This is a genomic window from uncultured Fibrella sp., assembly GCF_964250085.1.
In the GTDB taxonomy this organism is placed as follows: Bacteria; Bacteroidota; Bacteroidia; order Cytophagales; family Spirosomataceae; genus Fibrella.
In genome coordinates this window covers 22899-38141 of the sequence record NZ_CAXUEC010000001.1, presented here as the reverse complement: position 1 = coordinate 38141, position 15243 = coordinate 22899, and the positions used below count along the sequence as shown (strand labels likewise).

13 protein-coding genes are annotated in these 15243 nt (G+C 51.4%); 8 read left to right on the top strand and 5 right to left on the bottom strand.

What is annotated here, in order from left to right; all coding sequences use genetic code 11:
- The first annotated feature begins 41 nt into the window (after positions 1 to 41).
- Positions 42 to 653: a hypothetical protein gene (locus tag ACFE8Q_RS00145; protein ID WP_375443322.1), complete on the top strand. Its 612-nt coding sequence runs from the start codon at positions 42 to 44 to the stop codon at positions 651 to 653.
- Between the two features lie 177 nt (positions 654 to 830).
- Here the strand turns inward: ACFE8Q_RS00145 and ACFE8Q_RS00140 are convergent, their stop codons facing one another.
- Positions 831 to 2744: an ATP-dependent DNA helicase RecQ gene (locus ACFE8Q_RS00140; protein WP_375443321.1), complete on the bottom strand. Its 1914-nt coding sequence runs from the start codon at positions 2742 to 2744 to the stop codon at positions 831 to 833.
- Positions 2745 to 2850: 106 nt separating this feature from the next.
- Between ACFE8Q_RS00140 and msrB the strand changes: the two genes are divergently transcribed.
- The 4 genes from msrB (at position 2851) to ACFE8Q_RS00120 (ending at position 7882) form a co-directional block, all read left to right on the top strand.
- Positions 2851 to 3246, top strand: coding sequence for a peptide-methionine (R)-S-oxide reductase MsrB (gene msrB, locus ACFE8Q_RS00135; RefSeq protein WP_375443320.1), 396 nt, complete (start codon positions 2851 to 2853; stop codon positions 3244 to 3246).
- Between the two features lie 21 nt (positions 3247 to 3267).
- Entirely contained in the window at positions 3268 to 5919 is a 2652-nt protein-coding gene (locus tag ACFE8Q_RS00130) for a T9SS type A sorting domain-containing protein (RefSeq protein ID WP_375443319.1), read from the top strand.
- Positions 5920 to 6013: 94 nt separating this feature from the next.
- The gene (gene crcB, locus ACFE8Q_RS00125; RefSeq protein ID WP_375443318.1) at positions 6014 to 6385 is read left to right on the top strand and encodes a fluoride efflux transporter CrcB; all 372 of its coding nucleotides are present in this window, start codon (positions 6014 to 6016) and stop codon (positions 6383 to 6385) included.
- A gap of 90 nt (positions 6386 to 6475) precedes the next feature.
- Complete coding sequence (locus tag ACFE8Q_RS00120; protein WP_375443317.1) at positions 6476 to 7882, top strand: M14 family zinc carboxypeptidase; 1407 nt, start codon at positions 6476 to 6478, stop codon at positions 7880 to 7882.
- 145 nt (positions 7883 to 8027) lie between these two features.
- Here ACFE8Q_RS00120 and ACFE8Q_RS00115 read toward each other — a convergent pair whose 3' ends face one another.
- Positions 8028 to 8972: a hypothetical protein gene (locus ACFE8Q_RS00115; RefSeq protein ID WP_375443316.1), complete on the bottom strand. Its 945-nt coding sequence runs from the start codon at positions 8970 to 8972 to the stop codon at positions 8028 to 8030.
- A 392-nt stretch (positions 8973 to 9364) separates the two neighbouring features.
- Here ACFE8Q_RS00115 and ACFE8Q_RS00110 point away from each other — a divergent pair, with 392 nt between their 5' ends.
- The 3 genes from ACFE8Q_RS00110 (at position 9365) to ACFE8Q_RS00100 (ending at position 12455) form a co-directional block, all read left to right on the top strand.
- Positions 9365 to 10906 (top strand): YifB family Mg chelatase-like AAA ATPase, encoded by a 1542-nt coding sequence (locus ACFE8Q_RS00110; RefSeq protein WP_375443315.1) that lies wholly within the window; start codon positions 9365 to 9367, stop codon positions 10904 to 10906.
- Between the two features lie 89 nt (positions 10907 to 10995).
- Positions 10996 to 11586, top strand: coding sequence for a Crp/Fnr family transcriptional regulator (locus ACFE8Q_RS00105; RefSeq protein ID WP_375443314.1), 591 nt, complete (start codon positions 10996 to 10998; stop codon positions 11584 to 11586).
- A 104-nt stretch (positions 11587 to 11690) separates the two neighbouring features.
- Positions 11691 to 12455: an SDR family oxidoreductase gene (locus ACFE8Q_RS00100; protein WP_375443313.1), complete on the top strand. Its 765-nt coding sequence runs from the start codon at positions 11691 to 11693 to the stop codon at positions 12453 to 12455.
- A gap of 17 nt (positions 12456 to 12472) precedes the next feature.
- On the opposite strand, the gene ACFE8Q_RS00095 is transcribed toward ACFE8Q_RS00100, so the two are convergent.
- The 3 genes from ACFE8Q_RS00095 to ACFE8Q_RS00085 are packed head-to-tail and all read right to left on the bottom strand — an operon-like array spanning position 12473 to position 15123.
- On the bottom strand, positions 12473 to 13501 hold the full coding sequence (locus ACFE8Q_RS00095) for an MlaD family protein (protein WP_375443312.1): 1029 nt from the start codon (positions 13499 to 13501) through the stop codon (positions 12473 to 12475).
- A 54-nt stretch (positions 13502 to 13555) separates the two neighbouring features.
- Positions 13556 to 14302: an ABC transporter ATP-binding protein gene (locus ACFE8Q_RS00090; protein WP_375443311.1), complete on the bottom strand. Its 747-nt coding sequence runs from the start codon at positions 14300 to 14302 to the stop codon at positions 13556 to 13558.
- Between the two features lie 20 nt (positions 14303 to 14322).
- Positions 14323 to 15123 (bottom strand): MlaE family ABC transporter permease, encoded by an 801-nt coding sequence (locus ACFE8Q_RS00085; RefSeq protein ID WP_375443310.1) that lies wholly within the window; start codon positions 15121 to 15123, stop codon positions 14323 to 14325.
- Positions 15124 to 15243 lie beyond the last annotated feature (120 nt).

The window sequence follows — 15243 nt, the reverse complement described above, 5'->3', positions numbered from 1 at the left end:
AGCTAATAAACGGCCTCTCTCACATTTATTTACACAATCCAATGAAACAGTTTTTTGCCTTATGTGCATCGTTGCTTTTGGGCGTAAGCGCTCAGGCACAAGAGTTTAAGCCATTCAAAGTAAATGTATCAATTGGTGCTGCTATTCCAAGCGGCGGCGGTGGCGTTTTGTTTGCCGTTGAACCGAAATATGGTATCAACGACCAGATCGATATTGGGTTGCGTATCGAAGGTGCCGGCATGGCCCGCAACGTAGTAGCCAATGGTAACACTACAACGGGCGATGTTAAGTTTGCCGGTTCATATATCCTGACCGGAAACTACATGTTATCTGACGCTGGTTTCCGGCCATTCGTTGGTATTGGGGCTGGTTTGTTTGGCGTAGGGAGCACTGGTGTAACGGTAGTCGGGTCTGGCTCAACTAGCCAGAGTACGAATGGCACGATTTCGGCCGGTAATGTTTTCGGCGGGATGGCACGTGTTGGCTTCAAAACCGGTCACTTTGTTCTGGGCCTTGAGTACAACCTGATTCCAAGCACCACTTCTGTTGTTTATGACAACAACGGGACAAACAAGATTGGCACCAGCGTAGAGAGTAAAAACTCATATGCCGGCATCAAAATTGGCTTCGACATCGGCGGCGGCCGTCGGTAGATTTCACACGTTTAGTCTCTTCGTAAAGGCCCTTCAGATACTGTCTGAAGGGCCTTTATTTTTAATGAATTGCTTCGGTTCACCCCAACTCCCTGAAGGGGACTGATGCTTCGCGAGGGAAAATTGCCAGCGCATTAGCCTCCTTCAGGGGGTTGGGGGTGAACCAGAATAAGCCTTTCACTTATTCATTGTCAGGTTACCGGCGGCGTTGTAGCGGAGTTCCTCTTCGGCAAGCATCAGGCGAACGGTTTGCGCCAGATCGGTTTCGTCGGTTTGGCTGAAATAGCCAGACAGTTGCTTGGGCGTAACGCCTTTATCGCGCGCCAGCGTCACGTACTGACGTACCTGATCACGTACCTGCGGGTCGGGACCTGCTTTCTTCTTCGCTTTCAGGCAGTTATCGCAAACCCCGCAGGCGGCATCAGTTGCTTCGCCAAAATAATTTTGCAGCAACCGGGTTCGGCATTGGGTCTGGTGGCGGGCATAGTCTACCGAAGCCTGGGCTTTGGCGAGGGCGTGCTGACGGCGTTTTTCCAGGCCCTGGACATCAAACGGAAGTTGCCGGGCGTCTTGTCGGGGAGTTAGGTACGTTAGCTGCGGCTTGTCGGTCTGCTTTTCATAGATGATGATCTCCCGTTCGGCAAGTTGGGTCAGCAGTTGACTGATTTCATTCTCCGACACCATGAACGCCCGCGACAAATTGCCTTCAGAAATGGGGAGGAAATCCGTAAACAGTTCCCCACCATACATGCGGAGCAGCAGTTTCAAAAACGGGTCGAAGCGGGGGTTCATGACCTGAAATTCATAGATAGCCCGATTGTCCATGTTCATCACTACCCGCGATGGTCGGAAGTAGGCTTCGCTGAGGTCGATGTATCCAGCCATTTGAAGCTGTTTCAGCGCGTAATGCGTGTCTTGCGGCGGTAACGAATACGTTTTGGTAAACTGCGCCAGGTCGAAATCAAACGTCTCGAATTCACCGCTTCCAACGGGCACTTTCGTGTAGTTGGCCAGCGCCTGATAGGTTCGCCGGATCAGGTCGACGGCCGGGTATTGTTGTTCTGTCTGACGAAGTACCCGCTCACAGTCGGCTTCGGTGTAGAGCAGTACGGCGTAGGCTTTCTGCCCGTCGCGCCCGGCACGGCCAGCTTCCTGATAATAGGCTTCGAGTGTATCGGGCGGGTCAAGGTGAACCACTACGCGTACATCGGGCTTGTCGATACCCATCCCGAACGCGTTGGTCGACACGATGATGCGGGTTCGGTTATTGATCCAGTCTTCCTGTTTCTGCGAGCGCTCGGGCGTGCTGAGGCCAGCGTGGTAAAAGTCGGCCGAAATGCCCTGCTTCACCAGCCATTCGGCGATATACTGCGTTTGCCGCCGACTGCGCACGTAGACGATTCCGGTTCCGGGTACGTTGGTCAGAATCTTGAGGAGGCGCGTTTCTTTGCCTTCTTCCAGCATGGCCGAATAGGATAGATTGGGCCGGGCAAACGTTTGCCGAAAGACACGGTAGCCCGTCCGAAAATCCAGTTTTTCGATGATTTCCTGCTGCACATCAGGCGTGGCCGAGGCGGTGAGGGCTATCGTAGGTACGTTGTCGGTAAGGTGGTTTCGAAAGTCGGTGATCTGGAGATAAGGCGGGCGGAAATCATGTCCCCAAGCCGAGATGCAGTGCGCTTCGTCGACCGCCAGCAAGCAAACGGTCATCTGTTTGGCCCGTTCAATCATGATCTCGGTGCGCAGGCGCTCGGGCGAGACGTACAGAAATTTCAGATTTCCGTAGATGCAATTGTCGAGAATGGTGTCAATTTCGCGATAATGCATGCCGGAATGGATCGCTGCGGCCGGGATGCCTCGCCTCCGTAGCTGAAACACCTGGTCTTTCATCAGGGCGATGAGCGGCGTTACCACAATGCAAACGCCCTCCATGCCCAGCGCAGGCACCTGAAAACAAATGGATTTACCACCACCCGTAGGCATGAGCACCAAGGCATCGTGGCCGTCGAGTATGGCATTGACAACGTCTTCCTGCAATGGCCGGAAAGTTGAATAACCCCAATACGTTTGCAACAGTTGTGGCGCAGTCATACGTATTACAAAAATAACAGGCGTACGCCGGCTTTCGGTAAGACAATTAGGCAGAGTTGTTCGTTTGTAGAATAAACCTCAATTCCGTTGAGAAAAGACCTGTACTATGGAAAAAGTTGTAAAGACCGACGAGGAGTGGCGACAGATTCTGACACCCGAACAGTTTCGGGTGACGCGGCAGAAAGGCACAGAACGCCCCTTTACGGGTCAGTATTGCGAATCGAAAGAGCCGGGTACGTATGCCTGCGTCTGTTGCGGAACACCGTTGTTTGAATCGACCAATAAATTTGAGTCGGGTACGGGCTGGCCAAGTTTCACCGAACCCCTTGACGCTGACACCGTTCGCCTCGAAAAAGACTACAGTTATGGTATGTATCGGGTTGAAGTGCTTTGTAATGTATGCGACGCGCACCTTGGGCACGTATTCGACGATGGCCCGCCGCCAACGGGCTTGCGCTATTGCCTGAATTCAGTATCTTTAGTACTAATCAATCCTTCTTGACTCTGACTCAATACTACGTATATGATGCACCAATACGCATTGCGTTTGCTGGTAGTTTTTCTGCTGGCTACGGGTTCGCTGATGGCCCAGAAACGAACAGCACCCGCCCGCACAAAGCCCCTGACGACATACGAGAATTTCGCCCTGCGAAACCGGATCGTAAAAAATGATTCGATCATCTGCTATGCATCGAAAGAAAATGTGTTTTCGCGCATAGGACCACCAGCCGGCTTCAACGATTCCCGGGCACGAAAGGCCGCTACCGCCACGTTTATCGTTAAATACATTGGTTATCCCGACAGTGCCAGAGCCGCGTTTCAGCGGGCTGTAGATATCTGGTCAACGTTGCTCGTTAGCCCCGTTCCCATTCGCATTACAGCCAGATGGCAACCGCTGGGAAGCGGTGTACTGGGTAGCGCCAGCCCGGCCGACTATATAGGTGCGCCAGACGGGTCGCAACGGGCTACTACGTATTACCCAATGGCCCTGGCCGAAAAAATTGCCCGGCGTAATATTAACCATCCCGACTCGGCTGATATTGTTGCCAACTTCAGCAGCACCAACACCTGGTATCTAGGATTAGACGGAAAGCCCACGGCTGGTAAATATGATCTGGTAACGATCGTACTGCATGAACTGGGTCACGGACTGGGCTTCACTGGCGGTATTCGGGCCAACACATCGACCAGAGAAGCTGGTGTTAACTACTCTACCGTTTTTGACGCTTACGTTGAAAACCGTCTGGGTACCAAGATATTAAGTGAGGCTATCGCCGCTAATCCATCAACACTGTTTACGCAGTTAACCGGTCAGAACCTGTACATCAATGCGCCTATTCTGAAACAGAGAACGGGTGACCGAGCCAAATTGTATGCCCCGGCTACCTACAGTACGGGATCAACGCTGTACCACCTCGACGAAACCACGTATAAAGCCAATGACCCCAACTCGCTGATGACACCCTTCATCGGTGCCGCTGAGGTAGCCCAAAACCCAGGCCCTGTTATTTTGTCCTTTTTCGAGGATATGGAATGGAAGACGACCTCATTGCTGCACACGCCCATCACCGATACCGAATCGACAAGCGCCGTAACGTTTACAGCGCGCGTTGTTAGTGATACGGTGCCGGGTACTGCTCCGCCTAAACTGTTCTATCGTACCGGTATACCAACCAATACCGATAATACGTACAAACAGGTCAATCTGGTCAGACAGGGCACTTCGGATACGTACTCGGTTACGTTGCCAACTACTGAAACGCCGGGGCGTACCGTTTACTACCTGCAAACGCAGGACGCGGGCGGGCGCACATACACCAACCCGGGTAAAGACAATGGCGGTACACTTCAGTATTATTATTCCTTCACGCTTGGCCCTGACCGCGTAGCCCCTACTATCGTTCATGCACCAGACAAGACGGTCATACTTGAGGCTGAAGTAGATACGCTGGATATTCTGGCCAGGGTTACAGACGACCGCAGGCTGATCAACGCGGCTCGCACCAAGCAGGGAGTCGACACGGTTTACGTTGAATATCAAATCAATGGCGTAGCTCGGCCGGCCATACGGATGGGACTACTGGATACGAATGTGTTTAACGTACCTGACAGCACCTGGTATACCTACATTCCTATTCCAACCCGCTCGCTGAAGGCGGGGTCCGTGATCAACTACCGGATTGTAGCCCGCGACGTATCGGCGGCCCGGAATCAGGCAATCAGCCCTGCTACAGGTTTCTACTCCGTTAGCGTTGTGGCACCTCAGACAACCGTTAGAAGTCAATACATCAATGATTTCAACGTGGGCGCAACAGCGGCAACTGACTTTGTTGGTAGCGGATTCAGCATTCAGCAACCAACAAGTTTTACCAGTGCCAGTATCAACTCCGAGCATCCATACAAGAATGGAGCAGATGCCTTTAGTGAAGCCAATTATACGTATACGCTGCTGGCTCCAATCCGGGTAAAGACCAATCCCGATAGTGCCCGTATTCAGTTTGACGAAATTGCACTGGTAGAACCCAATGACGCTGGTTCATTCTATGGAGGTACTGGCTTCTACGACTATGCCATAGTCGAGGGCAGTAAAGACAACGGTTTAACGTGGCAACCGTTGCTGGACGGATACAACACCAACGCCTATACCGAATGGCTCAATACCTGGAGTTCGAGCAGCGCGCCTGGACTACCTAACACGGGCGAAGTGAATTCGACGGCAGTGGGTACGCCCTCGCTGTTGAAAACCCGCACGATTGGCCTACAGACGAGTGGCAAATTCAAAGCCAACGACGTAATTCTAATCCGGTTCCGGCTTTATGCCGATCAGCTAGCGCATGGCTGGGGCTGGCAGATCGACAACCTGAAAATCCAGGTGCCACCACCACCCGTTATTCTGGCCACTGAACCGCTTCCAATGGCGTCGTTCGCGGTCTATCCAAACCCGGCGTCGGGTTCGGTTCGGGTAACGGCCGAGCTGTCACAGGCAGCTACAGAGGGCACAATGACCTTGACCAGCCCAAGCGGGCAAACCTTACGGCAGTTGCCCGTAGCGGTGCGTAATGGCAAGCAAATCAGCGAGCAGCTTGATGTAAGCCAGTTACCAGCAGGCATGTATTTCCTGCAACTCAATGCAGGCGACGCCCGGCAGGTGAAAAAGATCATGGTTACCCGATAATCATCGATTGACTGATTAAAGCTCGGAATATAGGGTCAGGTACGTTTTACGCGTATTTTGGCCCTACATTCTGAGCTTTTTCTTTTTCTGGCCGATGAACCAATACGTACTTGTTTTTCTGGGCGGTGGCCTTGGCAGCATTCTTCGTTTTAGCCTGGGTAAAGTGATGCCTGTTACCTGGCTGGGTACGTCTTTTCCGGTCAGTATCCTCACTATAAACGTACTTGCTTCTGCCACGTTAAGCGCCGTAGTAAGTTGGGTCGCTGGTCGGCCCGAAGCTGAGCCGTGGCGGTTGCTACTGGGCATTGGCGTTTGCGGTGGCTTAAGCACATTTTCCAGTTTCAGTCAGGATAATCTGCTATTGCTCCAAGAGGGTAGGATAGGAGCCGCCTTTCTGAATGTTTCGCTCAATGTACTGGGTTGCCTGCTGGCATCGGCAACGGGCTGGTGGCTGGCATCCAAATGAATGAAACAACGTACCTGAAAACATTAACCCGCATTTCCTGCTATGCATCAACTTGCTACCTTAACAGCCACATTGATTTTACTTTTGTGCATGATTTCGACTACCCAAACACAGGCGCAGGAGCTATCGAAGCAGCTATACGATGCCCACGAAAGCTATAAAGATTCGTCGTTTACGCACCGTCGTTTCAAGCACCGCGATATACTGCCGGTTCTCCAGCAACTGGGTGAACCCTTGTCGGTGAGCCCGGTAGGTACGTCGCTGGAGGGGCGCAGCATTCACCAGGTAAAGGCAGGCACGGGGTCTATTCCGGTGCTGCTGTGGTCGCAGATGCACGGTGATGAAGCTACGGCTACGATGGCTATGTTCGATATCTTCCGCTTTTTGCAAGCCTCCAGTGATGGTTTCGATGAGATGCGGCAGACTATTCTGAGCAATACTACGCTCTACTTCTTGCCCATGCTGAACCCGGACGGGGCCGAACGGTTCCAACGACGTACCTCGGCCGATATCGACATGAACCGCGATGCGTTACGGCTTCAATCGCCCGAATCGGTCCTGTTGAAAAGCCTTCAACAAACGCTGAAACCGCTTGTAGGCTTTAACCTTCACGACCAGAATCCGCGGTACAGTGTAGGTCGTTCAGATAAGCAGGCGGTGGTGTCGTTCCTGGCTACGGCCTACGATCCGGCCCGGAGTATCAATGAGGTTAGAAAGCGATCGATGCAATTGATCGTGGGTATGAACCGTGTGTTGCAACGGTTTATTCCCGGTCAGGTGGCCCGCTACGATGATGAGTTTGAACCCCGCGCTTTCGGCGACAACATTCAGAAATGGGGAACAACGCTGATCCTGATCGAGTCGGGCGGGCAGGTTGGCGACCCGGAGAAAATGAGCATCCGTCGGCTTAACTTTGTAGCCATCCTCACGGCCCTGCACGCTATTGCTACACAGTCATACTCAGAGGAGAAAATAGCTGACTATCAGGCCATCCCGGAGAACGGTCGCCCCCTGTTCGATCTCCTGATTCGCAACGCTACCGCGATGCGTAATGGCAAGCCATACGCCATCGATCTAGGCATCAACCATGTCGAGGTCAACACCGACTCGGCTCGGGCATTTTCGTACCGCAGTACCATCGAAGATATTGGCGACCTCTCCACATTTCATGGGCTAACCGAGCTTGATGCAACCGGCCTGACCCTGACCCCAGTTCGCCTGCATCCCACCACACTCGACTCGATCGCCGACCTGCGCAAGTTGGACCTGGTAACACTTCGGCAGGAAGGCATCGTAGCTTTCAAAATTCGGGGACCAATCAGAAAAAATACGTTCCCGAGGTACCTGGTTCATCTGCTTTCAGATGGGAAACTACCAGGTCGACCGCCCGGTTTGGGTCAGATACCAACTTTTCTGCTGAAACAGGGAAGCAAAACAAAGTACGTTTTTGTCAATGGCTTCAGTGAAGAGGCGACAGGTAATGGGGTAGTTGACTGACGGTTCCCCGTTGGTGAAAACGAGTCACAGGTACGTTCGAAGCTTATCAGAACATGGGATTTTTCTCGCTTGGCAACCCGCTCATTTACAAAAAACCCGTCAGGAGCATGTTCCTGACGGGTTTACACTGTTAACTTCTTGTTAATTAACGAACTGCAAAAGCGCCAGCTCCAATTTTGAAGCCCTCACTGTACAGCTCTACTGTATACTTACCCGGCCGATAAGGTGTACCACGTGTATAAAGCAGCTCGACATTCTTGCCATTCCGGTCATAGTCAACCGTCTGCTTAACAGTGTAAACCATTTCGTCGCTACCTGACTTGAACGTACCTGATCCGTTGGCCATATCAGAGATCACGGCACCATCGGGGTCCAATACACGGATGAACACGTCTTTGGGCTCTTCCTGCGTAATTGGGTTATCGGCCAGCGCATACACCAGCTTAATCTTCTCCAGGCGCTTCGACTTATAGGCATCGTCCTCTTTTTCCTTACCCTTGCTATTCACAGACAACACCTTGATGTTCTGCGCCTTAAGTGCCGAAGCCCGCGTCACCTTCGAGGCGAGTTCCTGATTCTGCGACGCCACAACGGCTACCGTATCTTCCAACTGCTGACGACGCGTTTTCAAACCAACGTTCTCGGAATTCAGGGTCTGATTATCCACAGCCAACACCTCTTTCTCGCGCTGTAGCTGGGCAATAGCGGTGTCTTTTTCGGCCAGATACGCCATATACTCCTGTATCTTAAGCTCATATTTGGCGATGTTGGCCCTGGATAGTTTGGCACCTCTGGCAAGAGCTACTTTATCGGCTTCCAGATCCGCTTTCACCTTCTGAAGCTCCGTTACGTCACCCCCTAACCGCTGCACTTCGGCAATTTTGGTATCCAGAGCGGTCGAAATCGAATCAAGCTTTACGCGGGTATTGGATAGTTCTTCCACGCGCTCGGCGATGGTGACTTCCTGGGTTTCAGCCACTGTTTTCTTATCGAAATACAGGTAGCTCGTCACTCCGGCCAGGCCCGTCATTAATATAAGGGCGGCTAAAAGTGCTCCGTTTGCCTTTGGCTTCTGCTGATTACTCTCCATAATAAATAGTACGGATTTTAGTTGAACAAACACAAAATTGAGGTACTAGGTAGAGTAATTCTATAGAATAGGAGTTTAGGTGAAACGATGTGTACATAACGCATAACGGCCTGCAATAGTGCACAACCTTAGCGAACGGCCTGATGAATGACTGAGAGACAGCGCATATTTTTTGACAGGATTTACGGGATGAACAGGATTTCTTCATTTATCAAGAGCAAAGAAAATCCTGTTCATCCCGTAAATCCTGTCAAAAAATATGCAAAAAGATAAGTATCTAAAACCCCATTACTACACCCGTATCCTGTCATGTACGGCAGATAGTCAGGATTGTTGTAGATTTGACAGTTATACCCTTCGGGTGTAATCGTATCGTTGCCTACCGTAAAATTATGCTTGCAAAAACCTTTGGCGCAGCCGTATATGGCGTTAATGCCACCATCATTACCGTTGAAGTGACTGCCGGACAGGGCATGAAGTTTTTTATGGTTGGCTTGCCCGACAGTGCCGTAAAAGAGAGCGAACAGCGTGTTGAAGCATCGCTGAAATACTCGGGTTACCGGATGCCGCGCCAGAAAGTGGTGGTCAATCTGGCGCCGGCCGATATACGGAAAGAGGGCTCAGCGTATGATTTGCCCATTGCGCTTTGTGTGTTGAAAGCGTCGGAACAGGTGAACTTCGAGAAGGAACTGGAAGAGTACGTGATCATGGGTGAACTGGCACTGGATGGCACCCTACGCCCGATCAAAGGTGTGTTACCGATCGCAATCGAAGCACGCAAAAAAGGGTTTAAAGGCTTTGTGCTGCCTGTTGAAAATGCTGAAGAAGCCGCCATCGTGAATAACCTCGACATTATTCCGGTCCACAACATGATGGATGCGCTCGAATTCTTTGAGGGAAAGAAAGCCATCGAACCACTCGTTGTCGACACCCGCGATTTATTCTTCAGTAATCAGAACGCCTACGATGCCGATTTTGCTCACGTACAGGGTCAGGAAAACATCAAACGGGCGATGGAAATTGCCGCCGCTGGTGGCCATAACGTCATTATGATTGGCCCACCAGGAGCCGGGAAAACCATGCTGGCGAAACGGCTCCCAACAATTTTGCCGCCAATGACGCTTCAGGAGGCGTTGGAAACCACCAAGATTCACTCAGTAGCGGGTAAACTTGGAGCCAAAGCCACGCTGGTTTCCCGCCGCCCGTATCGCGCACCGCACCATACTATTTCCGACGCGGCGCTGGTAGGAGGAGGAAGCTTTCCACAACCGGGCGAGATATCACTGGCGCATAACGGCGTCTTGTTTCTCGACGAACTACCCGAGTTTAAACGGTCGGCGCTGGAAGTGATGCGGCAGCCGCTCGAAGATCGGAAAGTCAGCATTTCGCGGGCAAAATGGGCGGTCGAGTTTCCGGCTAATTTCATGCTCATCTCAAGCATGAACCCCTGTCCGTGCGGCTATTACAATCACCCCGATAAAGAGTGCGTGTGTGGGCCTGGTGTGGTGCAGAAGTATCTGAACAAAGTGAGCGGCCCGCTGCTCGACCGGATTGATTTGCACGTAGAAGTCACCCCCGTCTCATTTGATCAGATGACCGGCAACCGCCCTGCCGAAACAAGTGAGGCCATTCGCGAACGGGTAATTAAAGCCCGTGAGCAACAAACCAAACGATTCGAGGGGCAGGAAGGCATTTACTCGAACGCCATGATGCCGTCGCAAATGGTGAAGGAAATATGCCAGATAAACCCGGCAGGGCGCATACTGCTCAAAACCGCTATGGAGCGCCTCGGCCTTTCGGCTCGCGCCTACGACCGCATCCTGAAAGTATCGCGAACCATTGCCGATCTCGCCGGCACCGACGAAATAAGAATTGAGCACCTCGCCGAAGCCATTCAATACCGCAGCCTGGACCGGGAGAACTGGGCAGGGTAATTGGTAGCAGTTACCATTTTGATAACTGATCTTTAGATATGGACACCCGGATAAAGCCAGCACGTAGCCAAGCTGATTATCTGCAAACAATGAAGCAAATTTTCTCTTTTATGTTCGACCAACTGACCCGCTATTTAACGGATAGACAGACCATTGACTTCGCTACGTTGGCTCTTATTTGCTCAAAATTCGAGGTTCAAAAAACGAGACGCAACGAAATCCTACTTTCGCCCGGTCAGATTTGCCAGCATTATTACTTCGTTAATAAAGGGTGCCTGCGTCTGTTTACCATCAACAAGGAGGGCATCGAAGGCACCCGCTATTTCGCCTTCGAGGGAGCTTTCGGTACGGCCCTGCCAAGCCTTATTGATCAACAACCGGCTTTCGAATATGTACAAACCATCGAACCCGCCGAACTGCTGGTCATTAGCCGAACCGATTTCTACTGGCTGGTCGATAACGTACCTGCGTTTGGGGCCATATACCGCGCTATTCTCGAAATTGCTTTTATATCCGCTCAGAAGCGAATTTACGGTTTTCAAGGCTTGGAGGCCATTGAGAAGGTACGTTGGGCAATGGCTTCCCAACCAAAACTACTTGGTCGGGTATCGAGTAAACTGGTTGCATCCTACCTTGGCATCACCCCAGCTACCCTTAGCCGGTTAAAAGCTCAACTCTGAGCCATTTTTCAAGTAAATACATTGAAAACGTTGCGCTAAAGCAATGCATTGGTCCGGTAATGTGCTGACTTTTACGACCTAAACAACCACCAACGTACCTGAGCATGCAACTTACCAACAATACCATTTTAATTACGGGCGGAGCAACGGGCATTGGCCTCTCACTAGCCGCCGCTTTTTTGCGGGAAGGCAATACCGTTATTGTCTGTGGGCGCCGCGAAAGTGCGCTCCGGCAAGCTAAAGAAACGTACCCGGAACTTCACACGCGGGTGGCCGATCTGACCAGCACCGATGACCGGAGAAGCCTGGCCGAGTGGCTCGCGGAGGCGCATCCAAACCTAAATATTCTGGTGAACAATGCGGGTATCCAGCGGCAGTTTATGGTGAAACAAACCGGTGTTGCTGACGCATTTATACAAGAAAATGAGATCGAAATAAACCTGACCGCGCCCATTCATTTAACCTTGCTGTTAATCTCGCGGCTACTCAAACAACCAGAAGCGGCGGTGATCAACGTTTCGTCGGGGCTTGGATACGTGCCGTTGGCCATTATGCCTGTTTACTGCGCTACAAAGGCAGCCCTGCAATCATTTAGCATCTCGCTCCGCCAGCAATTGGCAGGTACGCCAGTGCAGGTATTCGATGTTGTTCCGCCCATTGTAGACACCGAGCTGGACCAAGGAGCCAGAAAGGCACGCGGACAGACCGATATGGGTATTGAACCAGACGAAGTTGCCAAAGCCACACTGAAAGGACTAAAAGCTAATGCATATGCGATCAACGTTGGCCGGGTAAAAGCTCTTCGCATCGGCTCAAGGCTAGCCCCTGCCTTATTTCTGAAAATAATGAACAAACGTGTTCAGAAGTAATAGCTGGGTTAACTCACCTACCTAACCGAATCGGCGGGCGTGACAGGTAGCGGCGTTCCGTTTTTCTCGGCTTCTTTTGCTGCTTTAGCTTTCGCTTTTTCCTGTTTTTTGAAATACCCCCGGAACAGGAAATTGCTCTTCAATGCCTCCAGATTCTGATCGAGCTTCTGCGTGCTGCTGTTCAGGTTTCGAACCGTGCTACGAATGTCATTACCAACCGACAGATCGCTGGTCAGCACGCCCAACGCGCTATTGCCGTTTTTCAGTTTTTCACTGGCCTGTTTCACGTCAGCTACTACATCGTTTGCTGAAACAGATGCCCGTTGCAGATTCGACGTCGACGCCCGAACGCTGCGCATGATGGTTGTATCGGTGATCAGGTCGTTGGCCAGCGTACCCGGGCGGTTTAGCTTAGCGGTATAGGCAGTCAGCGAACTGGTCATCTGCGCCGCATTGCTGGATGCTTTTTGCAATCCGGTCATCGTTCCGCGGAAGTTCTGAACAATCGTTGTGTCGTTCAGCAACAGGCCAGCCAGGCCACGGCCATTTTTCACCTTATTTACGATCGCACCAATATCGGTGGTGATTTTCAGGAGGTTACGGTTGGTTATTTGCAACGTATCAATCACCGACTCCATACTGAGCGATTCACGTACTCGTAGCATATCGCCCTCTTCAACGGGCGGCGATGCTGGTGAACCACCCACGATTACAATCAGCTTATTACCGATCAACCCATCGGAGCCAAGTGTTGCCTGCGCATCTTTCCGAATGTACTGCGCCGATTTTTCTTCGATGTTCATATCCACCTCGACCTTTGAGGAGCCTACGAAACTGATGCGTTTGATGGTACCGATTTTGACGCCTGAAAACCAGACATTGTTGCCCGTTTTAAGTCCGCCAACATCCTTAAAAACGGCTTTAATCTGTACCGTCGATACAAACCGTTTCTGCTGGCCACCTAGAAACAGGATGCCCGCAATCAGGATGGTGAGACCAATGAGTACAAACAGGCCAACTATAACGCCACGTCGATTTGATTTCATAAGGATGTGTATTGAATGGAATGCAGATTGACCGGATTCTCGGCGAACCCATTATTATTCAGTGAAATTGTAGTGATAGAATTGTTGAACGCGTTCATCATCGGTGGCAAACACCTCGTCGAACGTACCTATGCGTTGAAATTGGCCGTCGAAGAGCATGGCCACCCGGTCGCCAACGGTTTTTGCACAGGTTAAATCGTGGGTAATGATGATCGACGAAGCGCCGTTTCGTTCCTGTACCTCGTTGATCAGGCTGTTGATTTCGGTACAGGTTATCGGATCGAGGCCCGCCGTGGGTTCGTCATACAGCATTATTTCGGGCTTTAGAATCAGCGTACGGGCAATACCGATACGTTTACGCTGCCCACCCGACAGTTCGGAAGGTACCTGGTTGATCGCCTGCTTCAAGCCGACGTTATCCAGGGCTTCTTCAACCTGTTTGTTTATTTCGGCACGAGTCAGATTCCGCACGTTTCGCACCAGGGGAAATTCCAGATTTTCGCGCACCGTCATACTGTCGTAGAGGGCACTGTTCTGAAAGGAAAAGCCCACTTTTAACCGGAGCTTATCCAGTTCAATCGAACCGAGGGCCGTCACGTCCTCGTCGAGAACCTTCACGGTGCCCGAATCCGGCTTTAGCAGGCCAACAACGACTTTGATCAATACTGATTTGCCCGTACCCGAACGACCCAATACGACCAGGTTCTCACCCTTATATAAATCCAGATCGACACCGCGCAACACGTAGTTGTCGCCAAAGGCAACGTGCAGGTCGTGTATCTGAATAACTGATTGTGACATAGTTAGTTGGGATGGTTTACCTACATGTCGCGAATTGCGCTGACGATCTGTAAGGAGAGTAATTCTTCAACAAATACCAGGAACATCGAGGTTACCACCGACGCGTTGGCCGCTTTACCAACGCCTTCTGTGCCTTTCGATGAATTGTAGCCCTGGTAACAACCAACCATCCCGATGGTGAAGCCAAAGACGATCGATTTAATAACCGACGAGAATATGTCCAGGAAAGTAATGGTGTTGAACACTTCGCTGATGAATGATTGCATGCTGGTCGCTTCATTACCGCTCACATTCAAAAACGAGCCAAGGAACCCCACACAAATTGCATACATGGTTAGCACTGGAATCATGAACGTGGTGGCCAAGACCCGGCTGACAACCAGAAACTTAAATGGGTTAGTAGCGGATACCTCCATGGCGTCGATCTGCTCGGTTACCCGCATCGAACTGAGTTCAGCGCCAATGTTTGAGCCAACCCGACCTGCTGCAATCAGTGCGGTTACGAGCGGGCCAATAGCCCGGACGAGCGCAATAGACACTAGCGACGGTAGCCAGGAAGTAGCCCCAAACTGCGACAGCGAAGGTCTGGACTGGTTGGTAAACACGATGCCGGTGATGAAGCCCGTCAGCGAAATAAGCGGTAACGAACGTACCCCAACCTCGTAGCACTGGCGGATGATCTCGCGCCCTTCATAAGGCGGCAAGGCAACATCCCGAAAAAAGCGGCCCACAAACGTGAATACGTTGTATAAAGACAACAATGTATCGTCGATGCGCTTGCTTACTAACGGGCGTTCGGTGCTTTCAGAGGGGGGATTCATTCCTGTTTATGTAATGACAGTGGTGTAGTGCCTGAAAGGGTAAACGTTTCACAGGCCCAGTGGTTTAAATACCCTATGATTTGGGCCTCCTGAACGAATTTTAACTGGTAATGAACGAAA